The 23,388-nt window shown below is 40.3% G+C and carries 24 protein-coding genes; 15 read left to right on the forward strand and 9 right to left on the reverse strand.

From position 1 onward, the window contains the following. Nucleotides 1-175: 175 nt before the first annotated feature. Nucleotides 176-487 (reverse strand): hypothetical protein, encoded by a 312-nt coding sequence (locus tag DK924_RS09550; RefSeq protein ID WP_076920300.1) that lies wholly within the window; start codon nucleotides 485-487, stop codon nucleotides 176-178. Between the two features lie 109 nt (nucleotides 488-596). Between DK924_RS09550 and nhaR the strand changes: the two genes are divergently transcribed. Then, on the forward strand, nucleotides 597-1,490 hold the full coding sequence (gene nhaR / locus DK924_RS09555) for a transcriptional activator NhaR (protein WP_109875005.1): 894 nt from the start codon (nucleotides 597-599) through the stop codon (nucleotides 1,488-1,490). Between the two features lie 60 nt (nucleotides 1,491-1,550). On the opposite strand, the gene DK924_RS09560 is transcribed toward nhaR, so the two are convergent. Further along, nucleotides 1,551-1,925, reverse strand: a complete 375-nt coding sequence (locus DK924_RS09560; RefSeq protein ID WP_109875006.1) for a hypothetical protein — start codon at nucleotides 1,923-1,925, stop codon at nucleotides 1,551-1,553. Between the two features lie 65 nt (nucleotides 1,926-1,990). After that, entirely contained in the window at nucleotides 1,991-2,800 is an 810-nt protein-coding gene (locus DK924_RS09565) for a sulfite exporter TauE/SafE family protein (RefSeq protein ID WP_109875007.1), read from the reverse strand. Nucleotides 2,801-3,245: 445 nt separating this feature from the next. Here DK924_RS09565 and DK924_RS09570 point away from each other — a divergent pair, with 445 nt between their 5' ends. From DK924_RS09570 to DK924_RS09585, 4 genes are all read left to right on the forward strand, one after another. Further along, nucleotides 3,246-4,220 (forward strand): DUF1852 domain-containing protein, encoded by a 975-nt coding sequence (locus DK924_RS09570; RefSeq protein ID WP_109875008.1) that lies wholly within the window; start codon nucleotides 3,246-3,248, stop codon nucleotides 4,218-4,220. Nucleotides 4,221-4,251: 31 nt separating this feature from the next. Further along, nucleotides 4,252-5,292 carry a methionine synthase gene (locus DK924_RS09575; protein WP_054201544.1) on the forward strand — a complete coding sequence of 347 codons (1,041 nt, stop codon included), beginning with the start codon at nucleotides 4,252-4,254 and terminating at the stop codon, nucleotides 5,290-5,292. Between the two features lie 241 nt (nucleotides 5,293-5,533). Further along, the gene (locus DK924_RS09580) at nucleotides 5,534-6,232 is read left to right on the forward strand and encodes a hypothetical protein (RefSeq protein ID WP_109875009.1); all 699 of its coding nucleotides are present in this window, start codon (nucleotides 5,534-5,536) and stop codon (nucleotides 6,230-6,232) included. Then, nucleotides 6,233-6,742: a hypothetical protein gene (locus tag DK924_RS09585; RefSeq protein WP_010388776.1), complete on the forward strand. Its 510-nt coding sequence runs from the start codon at nucleotides 6,233-6,235 to the stop codon at nucleotides 6,740-6,742. Between the two features lie 386 nt (nucleotides 6,743-7,128). On the opposite strand, the gene DK924_RS09590 is transcribed toward DK924_RS09585, so the two are convergent. Further along, entirely contained in the window at nucleotides 7,129-7,980 is an 852-nt protein-coding gene (locus DK924_RS09590; protein WP_109875010.1) for a LysR family transcriptional regulator, read from the reverse strand. Between the two features lie 131 nt (nucleotides 7,981-8,111). Here DK924_RS09590 and DK924_RS09595 point away from each other — a divergent pair, with 131 nt between their 5' ends. Next, nucleotides 8,112-8,777, forward strand: coding sequence for an FMN-dependent NADH-azoreductase (locus DK924_RS09595; protein WP_109875011.1), 666 nt, complete (start codon nucleotides 8,112-8,114; stop codon nucleotides 8,775-8,777). Nucleotides 8,778-8,962: 185 nt separating this feature from the next. Here the strand turns inward: DK924_RS09595 and DK924_RS09600 are convergent, their stop codons facing one another. Then, nucleotides 8,963-10,081 (reverse strand): FAD-dependent monooxygenase, encoded by a 1,119-nt coding sequence (locus DK924_RS09600; protein ID WP_109875012.1) that lies wholly within the window; start codon nucleotides 10,079-10,081, stop codon nucleotides 8,963-8,965. 100 nt (nucleotides 10,082-10,181) lie between these two features. Here DK924_RS09600 and DK924_RS09605 point away from each other — a divergent pair, with 100 nt between their 5' ends. Both DK924_RS09605 and DK924_RS09610 read left to right on the forward strand, forming a co-directional pair. Next, entirely contained in the window at nucleotides 10,182-11,075 is an 894-nt protein-coding gene (locus DK924_RS09605) for a LysR family transcriptional regulator (protein ID WP_258306448.1), read from the forward strand. Nucleotides 11,076-11,273: 198 nt separating this feature from the next. Next, nucleotides 11,274-11,954, forward strand: coding sequence for a haloacid dehalogenase type II (locus DK924_RS09610; protein WP_109875013.1), 681 nt, complete (start codon nucleotides 11,274-11,276; stop codon nucleotides 11,952-11,954). A gap of 68 nt (nucleotides 11,955-12,022) precedes the next feature. Here the strand turns inward: DK924_RS09610 and DK924_RS09615 are convergent, their stop codons facing one another. Then, a complete protein-coding gene (locus DK924_RS09615; protein WP_076920050.1) occupies nucleotides 12,023-12,472 on the reverse strand; it encodes a GyrI-like domain-containing protein in 450 nt (149 codons plus the stop codon). A gap of 384 nt (nucleotides 12,473-12,856) precedes the next feature. On the opposite strand from DK924_RS09615, the gene DK924_RS09620 reads away from it, so the two are divergent. From DK924_RS09620 to DK924_RS09645, 6 genes are read left to right on the forward strand one after another with little or no spacing between them, the layout of a single operon-like run. Next, nucleotides 12,857-14,395: an aspartate aminotransferase family protein gene (locus DK924_RS09620; protein ID WP_109875014.1), complete on the forward strand. Its 1,539-nt coding sequence runs from the start codon at nucleotides 12,857-12,859 to the stop codon at nucleotides 14,393-14,395. Beyond that, complete coding sequence (locus tag DK924_RS09625) at nucleotides 14,395-15,714, forward strand: lysine N(6)-hydroxylase/L-ornithine N(5)-oxygenase family protein (protein WP_024602455.1); 1,320 nt, start codon at nucleotides 14,395-14,397, stop codon at nucleotides 15,712-15,714. The genes DK924_RS09620 and DK924_RS09625 overlap by 1 nt, the downstream gene beginning before the upstream one ends. After that, entirely contained in the window at nucleotides 15,711-16,889 is a 1,179-nt protein-coding gene (locus DK924_RS09630; protein ID WP_109875015.1) for an MFS transporter, read from the forward strand. The genes DK924_RS09625 and DK924_RS09630 overlap by 4 nt, the downstream gene beginning before the upstream one ends. Nucleotides 16,890-16,913: 24 nt before the next feature. Further along, nucleotides 16,914-19,262, forward strand: coding sequence for a GNAT family N-acetyltransferase (locus DK924_RS09635; protein WP_109875016.1), 2,349 nt, complete (start codon nucleotides 16,914-16,916; stop codon nucleotides 19,260-19,262). After that, nucleotides 19,255-19,893 (forward strand): hypothetical protein, encoded by a 639-nt coding sequence (locus DK924_RS09640; protein ID WP_109875017.1) that lies wholly within the window; start codon nucleotides 19,255-19,257, stop codon nucleotides 19,891-19,893. The genes DK924_RS09635 and DK924_RS09640 overlap by 8 nt, the downstream gene beginning before the upstream one ends. Continuing rightward, a complete protein-coding gene (locus tag DK924_RS09645; protein WP_109875018.1) occupies nucleotides 19,877-20,956 on the forward strand; it encodes a heparan-alpha-glucosaminide N-acetyltransferase domain-containing protein in 1,080 nt (359 codons plus the stop codon). Before DK924_RS09640 ends, DK924_RS09645 begins: the two co-directional genes overlap by 17 nt. Before the next feature lie 37 nt (nucleotides 20,957-20,993). Here the strand turns inward: DK924_RS09645 and DK924_RS09650 are convergent, their stop codons facing one another. After that, the gene (locus DK924_RS09650) at nucleotides 20,994-21,860 is read right to left on the reverse strand and encodes a LysR family transcriptional regulator (protein ID WP_109875019.1); all 867 of its coding nucleotides are present in this window, start codon (nucleotides 21,858-21,860) and stop codon (nucleotides 20,994-20,996) included. Nucleotides 21,861-21,964: 104 nt separating this feature from the next. On the opposite strand from DK924_RS09650, the gene DK924_RS09655 reads away from it, so the two are divergent. Then, entirely contained in the window at nucleotides 21,965-22,465 is a 501-nt protein-coding gene (locus DK924_RS09655; RefSeq protein WP_008130525.1) for a lactoylglutathione lyase family protein, read from the forward strand. A 123-nt stretch (nucleotides 22,466-22,588) separates the two neighbouring features. Here DK924_RS09655 and DK924_RS09660 read toward each other — a convergent pair whose 3' ends face one another. Both DK924_RS09660 and DK924_RS18860 read right to left on the reverse strand, forming a co-directional pair. Beyond that, entirely contained in the window at nucleotides 22,589-23,164 is a 576-nt protein-coding gene (locus DK924_RS09660) for a DUF6843 domain-containing protein (RefSeq protein WP_109875020.1), read from the reverse strand. Nucleotides 23,165-23,176: 12 nt separating this feature from the next. After that, the gene (locus DK924_RS18860) at nucleotides 23,177-23,377 is read right to left on the reverse strand and encodes a hypothetical protein (protein ID WP_258306449.1); all 201 of its coding nucleotides are present in this window, start codon (nucleotides 23,375-23,377) and stop codon (nucleotides 23,177-23,179) included. Nucleotides 23,378-23,388 lie beyond the last annotated feature (11 nt).

A 23,388-nucleotide genomic window follows, 5' to 3' on the forward strand; every position in this document is an offset into this window, starting at 1 on the left:
GTAAGTTGGGTAGAGTGTAACGAAACCCAACAAAGAAAGGCGGCTTTGCTCAATAGCAATGCGCTAAAGGCTCAACAGGTAATAAGTGAATCGTTTAATACTAAACATGGCTTGGAATTAGAGTCGTATTAAAAGAGTAGCATCCATGCCACTGCAAGTGCGATATTAATAAAAATTAAGAGCTTGGTTGCGAAGGTTGATACTTATTAATGAGAATGTGCTGCAAACTTTTAAGTGCCCGCTTTATCGCTTGCAGCATACTTCTTCCTTTTGTATTTACATTAATACTGGGTAGCCCAGGCAAAAGAATATTAATTTTGCATTGCTGCAAAGTGCCGTGGCGCTCACTCGAAAGATCATTTATTTGAATCTCAACTTTACGAATATTTAAAGCATGTTTTGCCAATTGGCTTTTTATCAACTTCAAAAGCGACATCTTTTCACTTGCGTTAATTATCTTGTTTTTAACTGTAAGTTTTAGTTTCATGCAATTACACCTTTTAATAGTAACTATGTTGCAGGCATGACAGTAATCTACTAACTTAGTAGCAAAGGAAAAAGCTGATTATTTCTTACTTTATAACAGGTATTTTCGAATGATTACCAACATTAACTACAATCACTTATATTATTTTTGGCAAGTAAGTAAGCACGGCAGTATTGCAGCGGCGAGTAAAATACTTAATTTAACGCCGCAAACGGTCAGCTCGCAAATTACTAACTTAGAGCAACGACTAGGAAAACCGCTATTTATTCGCCAAGGGCGGGGCCTACAGTTAACGGAGTTTGGCCATGTAACTCAGCAATACACCAATGATATGTTTGCTATTGCTCACGAATGGCTAGAAACCACGCAAGGTGATACCACGCAATACTCACGAACGTTAAAGGTCGGTATTTCAGACGTGTTGCCTAAATCACTGGTGTCGAAGTGGCTAGCGCCTTTAATTAATAACGACCGTATTACCAACTTGCACTGTATTGATGGCCAACAAGATGAACTGCTGGCACAAATGGCGATTCATAAGATCGATTTAGTGTTAGCTGATAAACCACTCGATACTACCTTGTCATTTAAGGCGTTTTGTCATGAAATAGGCAAAAGCCAAATCGCTCTTTTTGGTAACGAAACATGGCATTCGCAATTACATAAGCAGTTTCCGCAGTCTTTAAACAACAAGCCTTTAGTGCTCCCCGCAAAAGAAAGCCCCGTCGCGCGTGCTATTTATTATTGGCTGCAAGAGCAAGAGATTGAAATGACAATAGCAGGCCATGTTGACGACAGCGCATTAATGAAATCACTCGGTGAGCAAGGGTTCGGGATATTCCCTGCGCCTATTTTGGTAAAAGCCGAAGTGGAGCGCCATTACGGCGTAAATTACATTGGTACAATTGATAATGTTTATCAGCATTATTATGCCTTTACACCCGACAGACTCATCAAAGACAGTATTTATGACGAATTTATAAAGCACGCGCAAATGACGTAGATTTTAGTTAATCGCTTTAAGATTGACGGGCGTCGCGGTGCGGGGTACGGACCTAAAACCTTACAGTTCAAATAAGTATATTAAAAATATTAATAAAGCGATAAAGAATACCGGAGTGAGCAAATAAAATATGATATTGGCTACAATTTTATTGTTATCTCTAAACTTTAATACTTTTTGGCGTGCGGCAATTAAGGCTGGGAATGTAATAAACCCTTGTATACCGATAGCTAAAGTAATAGTAAGTTGCATGATAATAATTTGCCAGTATTGCTCTGGGTCATCAATTAATGATGCTTGTTGATAGTCGCTGCCCGTCGTTCCAAGCTGATGAGCAGTTCCTGTAATTAACCCTATAATAGGTGATATCAAAAAGAACAAAGCAACACTTAAGATTGTTTTATCAACTTTATCCCTTAATTTAACTATTTTCATAGCATCCTTGCCTTAAAGTTTTTTATTTCAAAATATACTCGCAAGCAAGCCTGCGAACTTTAACCTTATCGAGTAAACATATTGATTGCCATTATTATTAATAAGCCGGCAAATATTTTCTTTATGGTTGAAACTGGCAAATAATGGGTGGCTTTAGCACCGAGTGGCGCGGTAAACCATGAGGTGCATACAATACCCAATAAAGCGGGCAAATACACAAAGCCCGCAAATCCTTCTTTTACGCTAAATAACTGGCTACCAGAGCTGATATAACCCAGTGATCCAAACAACGCTATCACAATGCCTGAGGCCGATGCGCAGCCAATGGCTTTTTTCATATCAACAGAAAAAAACGTCAGTAACGGCACCAATACTGCCCCGCCGCCAATACCTATCATGGCAGACAAGCCACCGGTTATGGTCGTATAAACACTCAGCAACCCTTTGTTTGGCAACGGGCGCGCTATTGCTGAATCACTCTTACCTGAAAAAATCATTTTTAATGCAATTAACACCACACTTACAGCAAATACCAAACGTACCACATGCTCAGGTAACAGCGCGGCCATAAAGCCACTAATGAGCGCGCCAAAGGCAACGCCCGCCATCACCCAAGGTGCAATATCCCACGGTACATTGCCATTTTTATGATGCGCAATAGCCGACGAGGTCGAGGTAAATAAAATAGAGGCCAGCGAGGTCGCAATGGCAACCACCACTACTTGTTCAGGTGGCAAAGCATTAAAGTGCAGTAATATCATGCTGAGTATGGGCACAATCACTAGCCCGCCCCCTATTCCTAATAAGCCTGCTAAAAAACCAACACCGCTACCTAATATGGCGCAGTATATAATTAACACTATTAAATCACTCATTCCTTTTGTCTCTTCTTATGTTGTGGAAAGTTCTGCGGCGGTGAGCTGCTTAATAAAGCGCTTAAGCTCACCTAAGTTTATTCGAGTATATCAACAACCGTTTATGCAAATTGGACTTTAAGTACTTATGAGCATTGAATAATACTCACGTTTTGTATGAATAAATCACAACACCCGTAAAAACATCTAGAAATCTAGACTTCTAAAGTGGGTTTTGTCTGAGTGGGAGCGTCTACTAGCCTAATTTATCCATTCAACTTTGTTAAAGAATGAATCTGGCTCATGTTTTACCTGAAATAATACCGTTTTTCTTCATGCTACATAGCGCGTATAAATTTATTAACTCTGCAAAGCACCATTACAGTTATCCCGTTAGTTTGGTTTTAACAGCGAGTAATGTGTCATTGATAAAAGCAGTAACAACTCAAATTGAAAGGATACGGCTATGAGCACTGATCTTACATTTACTATTAAAAGCACTAACTTGGATGAAAACTACCATCCGTCAAATAACACACGAATTACGACCAATTTCGCTAATTTAGCTAGGGGTGAAAGCCGCCAACAAAACCTGCGTAATACCCTAAAAATGATCAACAATCGTTTTAATGCACTGGCCAGTTGGGATAACCCACAAGGGGATCGTTACGAGATTGAGCTCGAGATCATTTCGGTTGATTTAGATATTACTAGCAGTGGCCAGGCATTTCCGTCAATTGAGGTATTAAAAACCAATATTATTGACCGCCAAACCAACGAGCGAATAGAAGGCATGGTGGGTAATAACTTTTCATCGTATGTGCGCGACTACGACTTTAGCGTGTTATTGCTTGAGCATAACAAAAGCAAACCGCAATTTAGCATTCCCGATAACTTTGGTGACTTACACGGCAAGTTGTTTAAATGCTTTGTAAACTCAAATACCTATAAACAGCACTTTAAAAAGCCACCGGTTATTTGTTTAAGCGTGTCTGATAACAAAACCTATCAGCAAACCGAAAATCTACACCCTATTTTAGGCGTAGAGTATCAGCCTAATGAGTCGTCGTTAACAGAGCAATACTTTAAAAAAATGGGCTTACAAGTGCGCTACTTTATGCCACCAAACAGCGTTGCACCATTAGCGTTTTACTTTTTTGGTGACCTACTTAACGACTACAGCAACCTTGAACTAATTAGCACTATTAGCACCATGGAAACGTTTCAAAAAATTTATCGTCCAGAAATTTATAACGCCAACGCCGCCGCAGGTAGCCGTTATAAACCGAATTTAAAAAATGACGATCATTCGTTAACGCAAATTGTGTATGACCGCGCAGAGCGAGGTCAATTAGCGGTTGAGCAAGGCAAATTTACCGAGCAGCACTTTATTAAGCCTTATCAGTCAGTATTGCAGGAGTTCTCGGCAAGTATCGCTTAATCACACAACAAAATTAAAGGCAGCATTTATTATGAAAAAACTATTACCTACATCATCAGCAGGCAGCTTGCCAAAACCGTCATGGCTTGCTGAGCCCGAAACCTTATGGTCACCGTGGAAATTACAAGGCAGTGAGCTGGTAGATGGCAAACACGACGCCCTGCGTATTTCCCTGCACGACCAACAAACCGCAGGCGTAGATATAGTCAGCGATGGCGAACAAACCCGTCAGCACTTTGTAACCACCTTTATTGAACACTTAAATGGCGTTGATTTTGAAAACCGTAAAACAGTTAAAATTCGCGACCGTTACGACGCCAGCGTACCCACAGTGGTTGGCCCTGTGTCTCGCACTAAATCGGTATTTGTTGAAGACGCCAAGTTTTTACGCCAGCAAACTAGCCAACCAATTAAATGGGCCTTGCCAGGGCCAATGACCATGATCGACACCCTGTATGACGATCACTATAAAAGCCGTGAAAAACTAGCGTGGGAATTTGCTAAAATACTCAACCAAGAAGCCAAAGAGCTAGAAGCCGCTGGGGTTGATATAATTCAATTTGATGAACCCGCTTTTAACGTGTTTTTTGACGAGGTGAACGACTGGGGCATAGCCTGCCTAGAGCGAGCTATAGAAGGGTTAAAATGCGAAACCGCCGTGCATATTTGCTACGGCTACGGCATTAAAGCCAACACCGATTGGAAGAAAACCCTTGGCACCGAGTGGCGACAATACGAAGAAGTATTCCCTAAGCTGCAAAAATCGAATATTGATATTATTTCGCTCGAATGCCAAAACTCACATGTACCTATAGAGCTACTCGAACTGGTGCGCGGTAAAAAAATAATGGTGGGCGCAATCGATGTAGCCACCAATACTATAGAAACCCCTGAAGAGGTGGCCAAAACTCTACGCGAAGCACTTAAATATGTAGATGCCGACAAACTCTACCCATGCACCAACTGCGGCATGGCCCCCCTACCCCGCGATATTGCAAACGGCAAACTCAACGCTCTTAGCAAAGGTGCAGAGCTAGTACGTAACGAACTATTAGCAGCGAATGTCGCTTAATTTTTAGTTATAGCTGCTACAAAAAAGCCACACTTTAACACATGTTGAGGTGTGGCTTTTTTAATCAAAATGTCATGGGGGTTTACACAACGAGGTGAAAGGTTAAAGGCAAAAGGTGAAAGGTGAAAGGTTTTAAGTTAGTTGAATATTGGTTGGGTTGAGTGCAACAAACCCAGCAAAAATAATTAAACCTAACCAAGCCGCTAGGTACTATGGATTGAGTGGAAAGTGCCCCATTTGCATGCTGTCAGGATCTATAATTTCTGAAGTCAAGATTTGTCCCCTTTTGCTTAATAGTGTGGGTGAAGAGCAGGGGGCAGGTGATACTGAAGGGCATATACTGCATAGCAGTAATGATGGTACTTCAAAAGACAGTAAATCTAGAGATGCCACAGAGAATGAAAAAAGCAAAATTGTTGTACGTGCTAAAGCTGAAAAAGCTAGAATAAATGATCTAGTTCAAGAGTTAAGATCTGAAACAGGTGAAAAGTATGAAACAGCAAAGAGTAATTATGGTTTTGTTGATAACAGCGAATTTAAAACTACCGCTGATCTCTTAATAAAAGATGCTGGGAAAATAGATGCAAAACTTAGTGAAATTATTAAAAACCCATCATCTATTAAAGTAATTGATACAAATGATGTAGGATTTGAAGGTACTTATAATATAATTACTGTTGAGATATCAATGACTACAACTTATTTAAATGGTAGTTCAGTGAGTGGTCTTATACACGAGATTTCACATTCATTTGGCGGGGAGCACCCGAATGGAGGTTACCATTTTAATAAAAAGGAGATTAGTATTCGTGCTAATAATGCTCGGTATCGCCCTTTTTATACAGACACTCAGGCGTTAGACAGTCAAAGGTTAGATAGAGCTGCTCTATATAAAAATGTTTATACACTTGATTTTGTGATCCAAAATAAGAGGTTATAAGTGATTGATAAATTAATACTGTTGGGGGGTGCTATTTTATCATCTCACACTATGTCTAGCATGGCTGCTGAACATAGTGTTGATTTGTATAATAAGGTCTATATTGATGTGACTTGTTCAGTGGTTAAAGGCATTGCTACTTTAAAGTTTCACAATATGACTGGCACCTATGTAAATATAGAAGGTGCAAATGACAAGTTCGGCATTTGGGAGTCGGATGCCATTAAAGTTGTTCAAAAGAAATCATATTCAGAGCATTACACACGTTGGGAATATGCTAGAAAGAACAAGTTTTCTAGTTATGAAGGTAATGACCCTATATCGAGTTTAGTCCTTGCTCCATATTCAAAGCGAGAGTTTGATGTTTTTTATGATAAAGAATTTGAATTAAAATCAGGCGACGAATACATGTTATACCTAACATTTTCTGCTTATATAAATAGTTATCCTCTCGACTTTAAAGTCTTTAGGTCCAACAGGCTTTTGACCTCAAGCGATAATTGCTACTGATAGAATTAAAAAGAGGTGAATAGGGTCACCCATTAGAAAGTTCCGATCAAGCAGGCAGCTGTGTTTTCTTGATCTTTTTATTCAAAAAGCCAAGTGTTCTTATTATTTAAACTCAATTTAAATATGACTACGCACCTAGTAATGACGTCGACTGGTGTGAATATACACCAGTCACCCATATGAATTTAGGCGGTTAAGCATCGTTGATGATTAGTTAAGGCCCTTGGCTTTCGCTCCGTCGCCAGAGTCAAATCTTGACTTCATACATTAAATTTATTGACTGACCAATTATTCTTATTTTAATTATCAGGTAAAGTCTAAATCAATAAGATAATTAAGTAACCTCCTACTTTTAGCTATTACTTAATTAGATTTATAACTAGTCCTTATAAATTCAACAACTCTTCTACCCATTCTAAAACGAGGCGAGTATTTCGGGTTTGAAAGCGCTGCTTATTAGGTATGTAGTAGCAAAAGTCAGATTCAACTACGTGGGTATTAAAGTTTTTAAGTAACTCGGTGTCTAATAATCGTTGTACTAGCGTGGTTGAGCAAAAAACCAGTCCTGAGCCTGCCATAGCTTCTTGAATACCAAATAGCTCTTGGTCAAATGTTTTAATACTAAATAACGCAGGATCTAAGTTGTTTTGAGTAAGCCATTGTTTAATTGGAGGCTCACTTAGCGCGTTGTTTTTCCATTTAGTGGTATAGAGCGTAACTGGGCCGTTTTGCCATGGGATATCCGCGGCTTTGTATGAGCCGAATACGTTAAATTGTTCGGTTTTTATAATGTCATCAGCGTTTATATTGCGTTGCTGGCCAAAGCGAACCGGTAAGGTGTGTAATTGCTTATCAATGGCTTCACTGGTTGATATATCCACTTCAAGATTGGGCTGACTTTTTGATAGCTGCTGTAATGCGGGTATTAAACGCAGTGCGGCCAGTGATGACGTAGTGGTTATTTTAACGACGGTGCCTTTGGCTTGTACGGTAGCTAGCGCTTGGTTAATAAGGTTAAAGCCATTGCTTGTTGCTTCACTTAAATATTCACCAGTGGGGGTAAGAGTGATTTTTCTAACCTGGCGGTAAAATAAATCCACATTTAAACGGTTCTCAAGGTTATTTATATGATGCGAAATCGCGGTTGGGGTGAGCGATAGTTCATCCGCGGCGGCTTTAAAACTGCCTAAACGCGCCGCAGCTTCAAAGGCTTTAAGTGCTTGTAGTGATACTTGCATAGGGGATTATTCACACCAAATAGAATTAACTTATAGATGAGTATAACTTATTTATAGTTAAGGTTTACTCGTTTGTGAAATATGCCTGTTAGTAAGATGATTAACCTACATTTACTAATAGGATAAACAGTATGACTACCCTACTTCACGTTGATGCAAGCGTAAGAGCTGTTAAAAACGACAACCCAGAACACGATTCAATCTCTAAAAATATTGCTAAGCATTTTATTGATAGCTTTGCAAAGCGCCAAGCTATAGATGAGTATTTTTACCGTGATGTTGGTGTGAATCCTCCGCCTTTTATTACCCAAGACTGGATAGGCGCAGTATTTACACCTGATGATAAAAAGACTGCTGAGCAACATCAGTTACTGGCCTTGTCAGACACATTAATCGCTGAAATTGCCGCTGCCGATATTATTGTGATTTCCTCGCCTATGTATAACTACGGTATGCCCGCACAGTTAAAAGCATGGTTTGATCAAGTAATACGTATTAACCAAACTTTTGATTTTGATCTTTCCCGTGGGGATTTCCCACTACAGCCTTTGCTGAACGGTAAAATATTAGTTGTGATCACCTCAACCGGTGAGTTTGGTTTTGAGCAAGGTGGTATACGTGAGCATATGAGCCATTTAGTGCCGCACTTACGTACGTTGAGCAAATATTTAGGCGTGAGCACCATTCATGAAATTGCCTCAGAATATCAAGAGTTTGCCGATGTACGCCATCACCAATCGCTCGATAATGCTTATAGTCAAGCAGCAGTACTAGGGGGGCAGTTAAGTAATCAATAATATAAAAATACCGCATTTACCTTGCGGTATTTTTAACGAAACCGCTGCCTGTTTACAGTGTTGAGATGAAAAGCTGAGGCTGAAAAGATGACCATAATAAGCTTTTATTGTCAGCTAGGTGTTTATACCCTACAAATAGTTTAGGTTCCTCCTTGATGTTATTTTAATATTTACTTTTTATACTTCTAAACCTCATTTAGCCCTTGCATATATAACTGACTAAGCTGAGTAACAGAGATTTCTGGCGTTGCTGAGTCTTGTGATGGTTGCTGAGTAAATATTTGCTTAGCCACTTGTCGTCCAATTTGCTGTGCGGTTGTGGTTTTATTTATTCGCGTTTCATAAAATCGCTTTAAAACGGTTTCGAGCTGCTCACCTTTATTAAGTATTTGAGACAAATGCCATACATCTTCAAGTGCTTGGCTGGCGCCTTGTCCAGATGTAGGTAATGGGGCGTGGGCTGCGTCACCGATAATCAGTAAATTTTCATTATGCCAATATGGAAGTGGATCTAAATCATGTACAAATAGCTGCTTTATGCTGTTTTGTTCGCTGTAATTAAATACTGTTTGGATTTTTTCAGGCCAGTTTTTAAAGCGCAAACGCATTTCATTATACCAATCGTCTATTTGTTTGGTTTTGTCTATTTTACTTGGCCAAGCAGCAGCCCAATAACAAAAATTATTTGCCACAGGCACTATGCCAAATCGTTCTGTTTTGTTGCGGTAGTCGTGAATGCTTTGGTTAAATGCAGCTAAGTCCATTTTGCTAATGCCAATGATGTTGATGAAGCCCTGATATTTGGGAAGTACAGTATTGGGGTAAAGAAGTTCGCGAGCTGCTGAATGCATACGCCCATCGCAGCCTATCACTAGGTCAAATTGTTTTTTTAGTTGATGAATATCCTCAGTATTTATAGAGCGATTAAAATGAATTGTCGCGCTCAGGCTTTTGAGCTCACGAGCTAAAATACTTATTAAATCTCGGCGCAAAATAGTGATCGTGGGAAAGCCGCTTGTTGAATTAAGTGCTTTAATATCAAACTCAGCGTGTTGTGTATCAGCGCGGCTAAATTGGCGCATAAAGCTTGGCTGACCACCTAGTTGGCTAAACTTATTGATTAAACCCATTTGCTTTATTACAAACATAGCGTTTGGCCACAGGGTAACCCCTGCGCCTATTGAGGAAAAATGACTATTCCTTTCGTATATGGTCACTTTTATGCCTTGTTTTCTTGCAAAAATAGCGAATGCTAAACCTGCAACCCCGGCCCCAATAATAGCTATATGATTAACCTTACTCATTTGCTTATTCCATATTGTTGAAAGACACAATGATTATTTCAAAATCATTTATTGGGATAAATGTGCTACTGTTGGTTTGTTAATCCCATATTGTGAGGTAATGGTGCTAGAGAATATTGATATGCAATGGCTGTTGAGCTTTCAAAAAGTATACGAGCAGCTAAGTTTTAAGCGAGCAGCAGAGCAACGCCAATTGCCAACCTCTAACATTAGCCGACATGTTGCTTTATTAGAGCAAGCCTTAAATATTCGATTATTAGAGCGCACAACTCGTAAAATGACAGCAACAGCGGCAGGAGAGCAGCTTTATCATAGCTTATCCCCTCTTATTATGGCGATGGGTGATGCGCTGAAAGAAGTTCACCAAGTGGGTGATTCGATAGCTGGGCATCTTAAAATAATTACACCTGATCTCCCTTTCATGGCTGAAGCTATAGCTGATTTTTGCCACAAACACCCTAGAATAAAACTGAGTTGCGATACTCAGCTCAATCCTGCAGAGGGATTACTTGAGGGGTTTGATTTGGTACTACGTTTTAGTCGTGGGTCATTAGAAGATTCTGGCTGGGTTGCTAAAGAGTTGCTGCGTTGGCCAAGTTATGTGGTGGCTGCACCCTGTTTACTTGAAAAGTACCCTACTCCAGAATCAATAGATAAACTGAGTAAGTCTCCCTGTATTACTAGTTTATCTGTATTACAAGGAATGCCTTGGCGATTCAAAAAAGCAGGGGCTATTAGTGTCGTATCCAGCTATAAGGTAAACAGCGGGCAAATGGCAAAAGCTGCAGCACTAAAAGGATTAGGATTTGCAATACTCCCCTTGAACGCTTGCCTTACGGAGTTAGAGCAAGGCGATTTGGTTAAAATTAACTTGCCTGATGAGCCCGAGGATTTAGTTTTGCATGCACTTTATTCAGGTCGAAAATACCCTTTAGTGAAAGTAACCGCTTTTTTGGATCATTTGCAGAGTAACTACTGTCAGCTGTTCATATAAATACATACCCTTTCTAAACTCTCCTCCAAAAGAAACGAAAGAGCCAATTTACCATGCGCTATTTTTAACCAAACCGTAACGGGGGTTTACAGCAAGACTTAAAACGCGGGTGCTGTTACTATACTTTATTAACTGATAAGGTAATTAATACAAAGCAATAAAATTGCGTTTTAGTAACGATTTAAACAGGAGTCATTAATGGCAACTACACTGGCGTTTGATGTATACGGTACGCTTATAAACACTCATGGCGTGGTGTCGTTACTTGAAAATATGATTGGTGATAACGCGCACGCATTTTCAACTACCTGGCGTGAAAAGCAGCTTGAATATTCGTTTAGACGCGGATTAATGCAAAACTATGTGCCGTTTTCGGTGTGTACTGAGCAGGCACTTAATTATGCGTGTTTACTGCACAAGGTAACTTTAAGCGATGAGCAAAAAGCACAGTTGTTAGCCCGATATAAAACCCTACCCGCATTTGATGATGTTAAAGCAGGGCTTGAGAGCTTAAAAGCACAAAACTATCGGTTATTTGCGTTTTCTAATGGTGCGGCCAGTGCGGTAAATACCTTGCTCGAAGCCGCAGGCATAAGTGAGCTTTTTGAAGGCGTAGTGAGCGCCGATGACATTAAAACCTTTAAACCCAACCCCGGTGTTTATAGTCATTTTTTACGTCAGGCACATTCAACCGGTGCTAATACGTGGTTGATATCGAGTAACCCGTTTGATGTTATTGGGGCGTTATCGCATGGTATGCGTGCTGCGTGGATACAGCGCTCAAGTGAGGCTATTTTTGATCCTTGGGAAATAACGCCTACAACAACGGCGTGCGATTTACATGATTTAAAAACCAAGCTGGCAAGTAATAACCAGTGATTTAGTTGGCAGGTATTAAATTATAGGGATTGGAGGGCTAGGTTTGCGCTTACAAACCTAGCCGTTTTTTAGTCTTTAATTGCAATGGCAATTTCTATTTCGTTACTGTTTTTATAATACTCAAAATCACTGGTGTAAGTACGTTCATAGCGGCAATCGTCTGAGCTGAAATATTGCCAAATTTCGCCCCATAAATCGATTACTGCATCGGGCATTTCACCCTCACCTTTAAATACCAAATAACGCCCCGCTTGGGTGGTTACTTTTTTAGCTTCAGGGAGTTTAATTGATAAATTATCGCAGCAGGCAATTACGTCAAAATCACCAGTGAGATCGCTTTCGTAATTGGTATACACACCATACACTTTGGTGTTTTCTGTGAGGCTGTTGGCAAACTTTTCACCAAATTTTTGCCAAAGTTCAGCTATATTTGCAGTGCCAGCGTTCATTTCATTGGCGTTGCAGGTTCTTACTTTTAAGCCGATTAAGGTCTGACTAGCTAGTTGCTTTACTTCCATCATGACGTCCTTTAGCGTTAATATAAACACCAACGTAACAGAAAAACCGCCAATACTTTAAGTTTTGTATTAAATATTTCATAAACAGTGATTGTTTAGCTCAGCTGCGTGTTTTTTGCTCACATTTAAATAGGTAGTAATGGCTAAACATAGCTTTGCTCCCGCTAAAATAATTTACTTAGCTTTCTATTTTTTAAGTTTATTTTTTGCATGTAATGCTTGTCGTTTAATAGTGAAGTTTATCGATTTTAGTTAAAAATATACGACAAGCTTATTAGCTCTAATTTAAAAAAAGTTGCTATCTAATCTTTTTTCATTATTGTAAATGGAAATCATTATCATTAAGATCCTTGAACCTAAAAAGTGTACTCAAGGAATGTTGATGTGTCTCAATCTCAAGTGTTAAATATTAATACCATTGAAAAACAGGCTGTATTTGAACAAAGCGGCTTGCCCCCACAATTCAATTTAGAGCAGTTCATTAATTATCAGATAGCGTCATTGCAAGGGTTGTCGGCAGTTCAGCAAGCGATGGCTAAAGCCCAAAAGCCATTTTCAGGTGTGTCGGTAAATGCGTTAGCAGAAGTCGTAAACGATGTTGATTTATCACAGCCATTGGCTGACTTTCCGGCGGTGCTTGAAGAGCTAAAAGGCGTATATTTAGATCATGCTGTGTATTTTCATCATCCGCGTTATATGGCGCATTTAAACTGCCCTGTAACCTATCCTGCTGTGGTGGCCGAACACATTATTGCTGCTATTAATACCTCGGTAGATACGTGGGATCAAAGTGCAGGTGCGACGTTAATTGAGCAAAAGCTGATTGATTGGACATGCCAAAAAGCAGCATTGCCAAGCACTGCCGATGGAGTATTTACTAGTGGCGGCACGCAATCAAACTTAATGGCAATGTTGGTTGCTCGTGAAGTAGCAGTAAGCCGATATGCGCCAGAGCATCAGGTAAAACTTCAGGGCTTACCGGCTGTTGCATCGCGTTTTAAAATTTATTGCTCTGAGGTGGCCCATTTTAGTATTCAAAAAGCAGCGGCGTTACTGGGCTTAGGTTACAACGCTGTGGTGCCGGTGGCTACAAACAGCGAAATGCAAATGGATATGGAGGCACTTAAAACCGCCATAGCAACAAGCAAAGCGCAAGGCGATTTACCCATTGCAGTGGTTATTACCGCAGGCACAACCGATTTTGGCTCGATCGATCCAATCCATAATATTGCCATGCTGGCTAAAGAAGAGCAGCTATGGTGCCACGTAGATGGCGCTTATGGTGGCGGTTTGTTGGTGAGCGAGCACCACCGAAATGCGCTTAATGGCATTGAGTTGGTTGATTCAATAACGATTGATTATCACAAATCATTTATGCAACCGGTTAGTTGTAGTGCCTTTTTATTAAGCGATAAACGCCATTTTAGCCACATTACTTTATATGCCGATTATTTAAACCCATTAGCAGAGGCGGGAAATGGCACGCCTAATTTGGTTGATAAAAGCCTACAAACCACTCGCCGTTTTGATGCCTTAAAGTTATGGCTAACACTGCGCACCACTGGAGAAGCACCGCTGGGTCGCGCGTTCGATAAAGTTATTGGTCTTGCGCGCCAAACGCATATTGTACTTAACGACCATCCCGACTTTGAAGTAGTAAATTACCCCGAGCTTAGTGCCTTAGTATTTAGATTTGCCCCTGATGATTTAAAACATGACCTTGATTTACTCGACTCTTTAAACCTGCATGTACGACAAACGTTTTTACAAACCGGTGAAGCCATGGTTGCCCGTACAAAAATAAGTGGCCGCCATTATCTTAAATTTACATTGCTTAATGCGCAGTGCCAATTAACAGATGTACGCGCTGTTATTGAGCAAATTAGCCACATTGCATGGCAAACTTATAGGGAAATTGCATAATGGATAATCAACCTTACGATTTTATAGCTATTGGCCTTGGCCCATTTAACTTATCTTTAGCGTGTTTAAGTGAACCGCTCGAAGATGTAAAAAGCTTATTTTTAGAACAACGTAGTGAATTTGACTGGCACCCAGGAATGATGCTTGAGGGCGTTACATTACAAACTCCGTTTATGTCGGATTTAGTAACCATGGCAGATCCAACCAGCCAGTATAGCTTTTTAAATTATGCCAAATTAAATAATCGTTTATACCCGTTTTATATTCGCGAAAGCTTTTTTTTATTGCGCCGTGAATACAACTTATATTGCCAATGGGTTTGCTCGCAGCTTTCAAATGTTAACTTTGAACAAACAGTCACTCAAGTTGAGTTTTGCCCGCAAAGTGAGTGTTATACCGTTAGCTGTAACACCCCTAATGGCATACAACATTATGTGACTCGCCATATTGTTTTGGGCACAGGGCCTGCACCGTATATTCCTGATTGCGCTGTGCAAAGTAACTCAAATAACGTAATGCACAGTAGCGATTTTTGTCATCGGCTTGATGAATTAAAAGCGGCTAAACGGGTTACCGTGGTAGGGGCTGGACAAAGTGCAGCAGAAATTTACCACACCTTATTGCAGCAAGCAGTACCGCAAGGCTTGCAGTTAGATTGGATAGCACGCTCACCGCGCTATTTCCCGCTTGAGTATACTAAACTCACCCTTGAAATGACCTCTCCTGAGTATGTAGATTATTTTTATAATTTAAAAACTGAGCAGCGAGATTGGCTCAATCAAAACCAAAAAAATCTATTTAAGGGCATTAACGGCGATTTAATTAACGACATTTTCGACACCCTCTACGCACAAAGCCTTGATGGGCCAATTTCCACTACATTTAAAACTAACAGCAAGCTAACAAGCACTCAAAAAGTAGGTAAGCGTTTACTGACTGAGTTTTATCATCAGGAGCTTGAGCAGCCCTTTTCAATAGAAACCGACTTTTTAATTTGCGCCACGGGCTTTAAATATCAGCGCCCTGCTTTTTTAAATAATATTGCCCAGCAATTACCCCAAGATGAGCAAGGTCGTTATTTAGTAAGCCGTGAATATGCGGTAGATAGCGAACAAAAGCGTATTTTTGTACAAAATGCTGAGCAGCATACTCATGGTTTTGTAACTCCAGATTTAGGTATGGCTTGCTACCGTAATAGTATTATTTTACGTGAAATTTTAGGTTATTCGCCTTATCAGGTTGAGCAAAAAATTGCTTTTCAAAACTTTGATTTAAGTGATGTCACCCTATCAACACAACAGCAGAGTAGCGCCGCATGAGTCTTCGTTTAGCGCTAATTTTGCTGACGGTTATTTCGGTGGTATGCGATACCTTGTTGCTACCGTTTTATCCGCAATTTTTTGCTAGTGAATTTGCTATTAGTAACGCCACTCTAATCGGCCTCTTTGTGGCTAACTGTTGTATTACTGTGATGCTGGCTTTGCCGCTATGGGCTAAGGTCGCTAAAAAATACAATGAATTGGCTTTATGGTTAGTAACCCAAGTAGTAGCCGCTGGTTTTGGCCTGCTTTGCTACTTTGCGACCAATGTATGGGAGTTTTGGATTTACTACCAACTAATGTTGGTGCTAAAGGCAAGCTACCTACTTATTTACCCATTTGCACTGCGATTAGAGCAACAAACTAAGCATTTATCTATTATTGGTTTGTTTTCTGTATTGATGCATTTTGGTGCGATTGGTGGTGCTTTAATTGGTGGTTACTTCTTTAGTTTAGCAGAGCCACGCTATGCGTTATTACTCAGTAGTGCCGGTGACCTAGTTCAGGTTTTATTATGCGCCTACTTAATGTATTCATTAAAAACAGGTATTTATCAGCAAGCAATAGCGACTGAAAAACCGCGAGAACGTATTCCCTATTTTATATGGCAATTTTGCTTTTTAAGTGTAGTGGTATATTTTAGCGCGTTTTTAATTCGTCCCTTCTTTACAACTCATTGGCAAGCATTAAACGCACAAAGCAGCACGTTGCAAAGTGCTGTTGTATACGCCATTCCTGCTTTTGCAGCGCTTGTTATGCTGGTTTTTAACCATTTCAGGCAGCATTTACCACTTCCAACATTAAGCCGCACGAGCACTTTGTTATGTGCACTTATTTTGGGGGCGTTTGGGCTTTATTTACAAGCGCAGGAGTCGGTGGGGTTAGTGATTTTATCACGTGTTTTATATGGCTTTGCGCTATTCCAAGTGATGGTACTGCTAGAGGTAATGCTATTTGCTAAAAGTGAGCCTGCACATTACGGCAGCGACTTTGCCAAAGTGCACATTGCTCAAAACATCGGGGTTATTTTAGCGTCGTTACTAGTGGGTATGAGCGTAGAGCATCTTTCAACAACGGTTGTGTTTTACTTTGCTGCCATTGGCTTTGCAAGCCTTGCCTTTATTCTGGTTTGGCGGGTTAAGGCTGTTGCTCGAACTGCGCGTTCAGCGTCTTAGTTTTTAAGATTTATTGGAGTTTTTATGTATTTTTCATCTTTTGTAAGCACCCTACAGCATACCGGCAAAGTGACGATGCGGTTATTACAACAAACAGATATGCCAACAGTTTGCTATTGGCTTAAGCAACCGTATGCGCACTTTTGGGGTATGCAGCAGCAAACCGAGCAACAAATAACTAAAGCGTATCAAGATATTATTGATACGCCTCATCATCAGGCATACGTGATCGAGCAAAATAATAACCTATTGGCTTTAGTTGAGCTTTATAGCCCTGAGCACGAAAGCTTAATGAAAGCGGCGTACGAGGTGGAACCTAATGATGTGGGTATGCATATTTTATTAGCGCCTAACACGGCACCTAAGCGCCATTTTAGTTTTGAAATGATGCAGTGCGTGCTGCAAAGTATTTTTGCTCAAAACAGTGCCGCCCGTGTTGTGGTTGAGCCCGACATTGCTAATAGTAAAATCCATACTTTAAATAAACGTTTGGGATTTGTTCACACCCAGCAAATTCAACTAGGCGAAAAAGCCGCTTATTTAGGCTTTTGTAATAAAGCAGCCTTTGATAGGCACAGCCAACTATTTACTGATTCGTTAGCACCTTTGCAAACTGATTACGTGATACAGCCACATTGGCAATGGGCAAATCGGCATTTACAAGCTAAAGCACTGACTGAGCTCGTGCACGAGCGTTTATTGGCTGCAGAGACAACAAAGCAAGGCTTTAAAGTGAATGTTGAAGGCGGTTACTTTATTTTTAATGGCCGTGCTATGGCACTGAATCATATAGATATAGACGAGCCAAGCCTATGCTTTTACAACCTTAACGAAGAGCTGCAGCCGCTAGATGTGTTGCACTTTTTTAGTATGCAAGGGCCTGCGCTAGGTTTAACGGGTAAGCGCCTTGCCACCTACCTTGAAGAGCTAAATGCTACTTTAGCCAGTGCGTGCTTCAAACGCGAAAATAACACCTTAACAGCGGCGCAGTTAGCTAATTTAGGGCTGCAAAAAATAGAAGCCGCAATGAGTGAAGGGCATCCTGCCTTTGTTGCTAATAATGGCCGCATTGGTTTTAGTAAAGCTGACTTTTTACGTTATGCGCCAGAAGTAGGCAAACCGTTTAAAGTACTGTGGTTAGCAGCGCATAAAGCGGTATGCGACTTTGCCCATAGTGAATACTTTGCCGATTACCCAAGCCATATAAGTGATGAGCTAGATTTAACCACCCGAGATGCGTTTAACCAAGCGCTAAAAGCTCAAAACCTAAACCCCGATGATTACTTACTCATTCCTGCTCACCCTTGGCAGTACCAACACAAATTGAGTGTGGTATTTGCAAATGAGTTGGCAAATCAGCGATTAGTGTATTTAGGTGAAGGTGACGATTTATATCAAGCGCAACAATCAATTCGGACCTTATATAATTGCTCGCACCCGCATAAGCCGTATTTAAAAGTGGCGTTGTCTATTTTAAATATGGGATTTATGCGTGGCTTATCGCGTGCTTACATGGCGGTGACTCCTGCCATTAACGATTGGGTATTTGCTAAGGTTAGCCAAGATCAACAACTCGCAGGCGCTAATTTTACAGCGCTTAGAGAATACGCCACCTTAGGTTATGCCCATCATACGTTTGAGCAAAGTGCGCTGGGAGATACACCCTATCGTAAAATGTTTGCCTGCTTATGGCGAGAAAACCCAAACCATAATTTAAATAGTGATGAACAACTGACCACCATGGCAGCGTTATTACACTTAGATAATAATGGCCAAAGTTTAGTGGGCGAATGGATAACGCAAAGTGGTTTGAGCTCGCAGCAGTGGTTACATGCGTACTTTAATGCTTATTTAATTCCGCTAGTACATTGTTTTTACGCGCATAAATTAGTGTTTATGCCTCACGGCGAAAACCTCATTTTAAAGTTTAAAAACTCGGTGCCTGTGGGCGCATATATGAAAGACATAGGTGAAGAGGTTGCCTTACTTAATAGCACTGAAGTATTGCCTGCAGGGGTTGAACGTATTCATGTTTCTATGCCTAAAGAACTTGAGTTATTAAGTATATTTACCGATGTATTTGACTGCTTCTTTAGATACTTAGTGGCAATTTTAGTGCGAGAAGAGCGTATTACAGAGCATGACTTTTGGCAGTGTGTTACGCAAAGTGTTAAAGCATATCAACATGCTACTCCTGCTTTAAATGAGCGATTTAAAGAGTATGACTTTTTTAGTGATGAGTTTGCTCACTCTTGTTTAAACCGCTTACAGCTGGGTAATAATGAGCAAATGGTTGATTTAACGGATCCGGCAGGTAGTTTGCAGTTTGCTGGTAACTTAAACAACCCCGTATCGGCAAAGCTGTATGGCTAAACCGATTACCCTTGCGCAGTTTTTATATTGCCAACAACCCGTGCAACGAACTTTTAAACCGAGCTTATTATTAGTGCGCGCTTTAACAGTTCGTTGTAAGGCGCAGTACCCTACTGCGCCTAAGCAATTTATTAGTCGGCATTTGTATTTACAGCTTTGCTGGCAAGCTGTTTACGCTTATTGCTATTGGTTTGCTTGCAAGCAAAGTACGGCTGATCCCATTAACATGCCGTTAGCGGTAAATGGCGCTTATTGTCGTGGGTTTAACCTGAATAATGGCGTGTTAGTAAGTAAAACTGAGCAAACCAAAGCGTTTACTCATTTTATAAGCCAAGTTGGTGAATGGGTAAATACCGACTACGCGTTAGGTAAAAAAGAACAAGCTCGGTTATTACTCGATTCATTAAGTAGCGCCATTGAGCGAGCTCATAGCTTAGACCTTGCTACTACTTTACATATCAACAATTGCCATCGTCAGCTGCACACCCTTATTTGTGAACACTTTAATCTTGATACGCCATTTACTGAAAAACCCCAGCGTTTAACCTGTTGCCGCTATTATTTAGCCGGTTATAACAAATGCCAAACCTGCCCTAAAAAGGACATTAAAACCAATGAACCAACGTCTTAAAACGATTGATCTTGCGCGTGGTGCGAGCGTTTTTATTATGATTATTGTGCATACCTTATGGATGTATGCCTCCACGACGCTTCAAAGTGAAAGTATATTTGGTACGGTTGTGCATATACTTGGCAAAGGCACCGCCTCGTTTTTAGTGGCAATGGGGCTATCTATGGCGCTTTCGCGTAGGCAAACCCCCTTACTGTTAATTAAGCGAGGTTTACAGCTTTTACTGCTTGCTTATTTAATGAATGCGGCCAAGTTTTGGCTACCTATTGAAGTATTTAATACCATGCCCGAGGCGTTTATAAATGCTTATGGCTGGCAAAGCCCGCTCAGTGCTGGGCAGTTACAATTTATGGTGTTAACAGGTGATATTTTACAACTGGCTGGAGTTAGCTTATTGCTGTTTTGGGTACTTAATATTGCCCGTTGGAAAACAACATGGATTGCGGTTTTAGCCATTGCAATTGCAGTTTTGAGCCAGTTTGTAAGGGGGCAGCAATTTACGCTTTCACCTTATATTAGTGATTTGTTTTTCGCTAATAACTATCAGGTGTATTTTCCGGTTTTTCCTTGGATAAGTGCGATATTAACGGGATACGTACTTGGTCGTTTATACCTTAGTAACCAACAAAATGCCGATTACTTATATAAAGTATGTGCACAACTAGGTGCTGCTTTACTTGTTATTGGCGGCATATGGTTAGCCATTGATTTTAAAGGTCAGTTTGGCAACTTTTTCCATTTAAATGGCGGCGGTATTAGCTATTTAATTGGCTTAAATTTATGTGCCCTAGCGGCTATACAGTATATTTTTGCTGATAAATATAATGGCCCTATTACACGTGCCCTTTTATATGCCAGTAAACATGTAACCGCGCTCTATGTTATTCAATGGGTACTTATTTGCTGGTTTATGGGGGCGCTTGGTTATCATACCCTCAGCCTTTGGCCGACACTTTGTATGATGGTACTGATGACTTTACTTACTTTTGCTGTGCACAATGTTTATTTAAAAAGCAAACAGAGCCTCACAGACATTACGCAAAAAACCAAACGTACAGCTTAAGCTGTAAAGGGGCTTTACGGGCGCTGATTTGGGTGCCCTAGCCTGCTTTTATTGCGTCAATAACGCTATGCATACGCTTTGCTAACGGCCTATTTCGGTGATGGCACACATAAATATTTTCGCTAATTGGTTTGGTTAAATGATGCGTTTTAATAAGCGCAGGTTTATTAAAAGCACTTACTGCGTGTGCGGGTAAAACCGTAAAACCCAGCCCTAAACTTACCGGCTCCAGTATTAAACTTATTTGGTTAGAAAACCCCGTTTGCTTAATTTGATCAACATGTTCAAATTCACTGTAGTTTTCGCTAAGTAAAAGCTGCGCATGATGTTTTGCATCGGGGTGGCCAATAAAGCCAAGCTCACATAAAACCTCCCACGTTGGGTTTTCTATATGTGCGGGCGTTACTAATAATAGGGATTCTTTGCCAATTTTGTGGCTGGTAACTTCACTAAGGGTAGGCGCTTGAGTTAAAAAGCCAATATCGGCACTATGATTGGCCACCGCTTGTTCAACACTGGTATTTGGAGCAAAGCGGTAATCTATAATTAGCTCCTTGTGCTCTACTTGCAGTGCTAATAGTTGATTGTAAAACTGCAGCCCGCAACTGCCTGGCGACTGTATTTTAACTAAACCGCTGTAAGGTGAATCATCTTTTAATTGCTGCTCTAAAAACTGCCATTCTTTGAGTAACTGACTACCCTGCTGATATAAATTTTGACCCTGAACGGTAAGGGTAAATTGTTTACCGTGGCGCTCAAGCAAGGCGCAATCTACTTGCTGCTCTAACTTTTTTATATGTTGGCTTACGCCTGACTGGGTCATATAAAGGCGCTCGGCGGTTTGGGTAAAATGGTTTACCTCAACTAAAGTACAAAACGTGTTTAACCATGTAGGATTTATCATTGCAAAATATACTTAAAATGATGATTAATGATAATTTTACTTAATGTTGGTCAATTCGTAAACTAACTCCATCAACTAAACATAGTTAAGTAGGAGTATTTATTATGAGTCATACATATCCACGTAGTTTTTCGCACATTGGTATTTCAGTACCGGATGTTGAAAAAGCCGTAGAGTTTTACACTAAGGTGATGGGCTGGTACACCATAATGGAGCCTACCGTGATCACTGAAGACAACAGCCCAATTGGCGAAATGTGTACCGATGTATTTGGTCCAAATTGGGAAAAATTTAAAATAGCGCACCTTTCAACAGGCGACCGTATTGGTGTAGAAATTTTCGAATTTAAAGACCAAGAAAACCCTAAAGATAACTTTGAATACTGGAAAACCGGTATCTTCCATTTCTGTGTACAAGACCCAGATGTAGAAGGCTTGGCAGATCGCATTGTTGCCGCAGGTGGTAAAAAACGTATGCCAGAGCCACGTTACTACTACCCTGGCGAAAAGCCGTACCGCATGATCTACATGGAAGACCCGTTTGGTAACATCCTTGAGATTTACAGCCACAGTTACGAGCTTATATATAGCGCAGGCGCATACTAAAAGCATTTAGCTAAAAACAAAAGCTGCAGTATTTATTACTGCGGCTTTTTTATTTGAATAGCTTTAGTAATTAGCTAAGTAATACGTCGGATATTGGCATTTTGAAAAAGTAACTACATTTTATTATTGGTGTGATGTAACATCTTTACTATTCTTACACATACCTTTGAAAAGTTTTTCATCTATATTTTTGCGCTTAATAGCATCGTATATACTGAATAAATTTTTCCTGTCGGTCTGTTCTGCGTCTGTACCAACCGTAAAATTTTGATTAATCACAGTACAGCCATATATTGGACCCGATTCACCTAGGCCACCCACATACACAGTTCTTGTTTCTCCATCGTCTGTAGTATCTTTATCTTTTAATGAAGAGTCTTCGCTTATGGGTGTTCTTTCATTCGCATTACTCACTTCAAAGTATTGTATTTGATTGTTTTCAATCCAGCCCTCGTTGGCATCCATTTGTGTAACCAGTATACCTGATGGTGGTATTTCATATACCCGAGAGCCGTCTTCGTATTTCGGTGGATGCCCGTTTGGTGCATTAAATATTATGTATAGAGAGCCAACATAATTTTCAGGTATAAGGTAAATTACGGATTCACTTTTTTTTACCTCTGTACAGGCTGATAATAACGATATCATTGAACCAAAAAACAATATTTTAAAAAAGTGTGCTTTAAAGATGAGTTTCATCGAGTCGCCTTTTTACTTAAGTAAGCCATTAAAACAGTTTTCTAAACTCGCTTTTTCAAGCAGCATATAATGACCACTATTTGCTGGAATAGAAGTAAAACGATAATTCCAATCCGCTATTTTATGAAAGCTTAATTTAGGGTATTTATTTGCCTGTCTAAATAGTTCATCGCCTACGGTCCCTTTAAAACTCCCATCATTGTTGAGAGGCAAGCGGAGTGCGC

It is taken from the genome of Pseudoalteromonas sp. meg-B1 (genome assembly GCF_003173795.1).
GTDB classification, from domain to species: domain Bacteria; phylum Pseudomonadota; class Gammaproteobacteria; order Enterobacterales; family Alteromonadaceae; genus Pseudoalteromonas; species Pseudoalteromonas undina.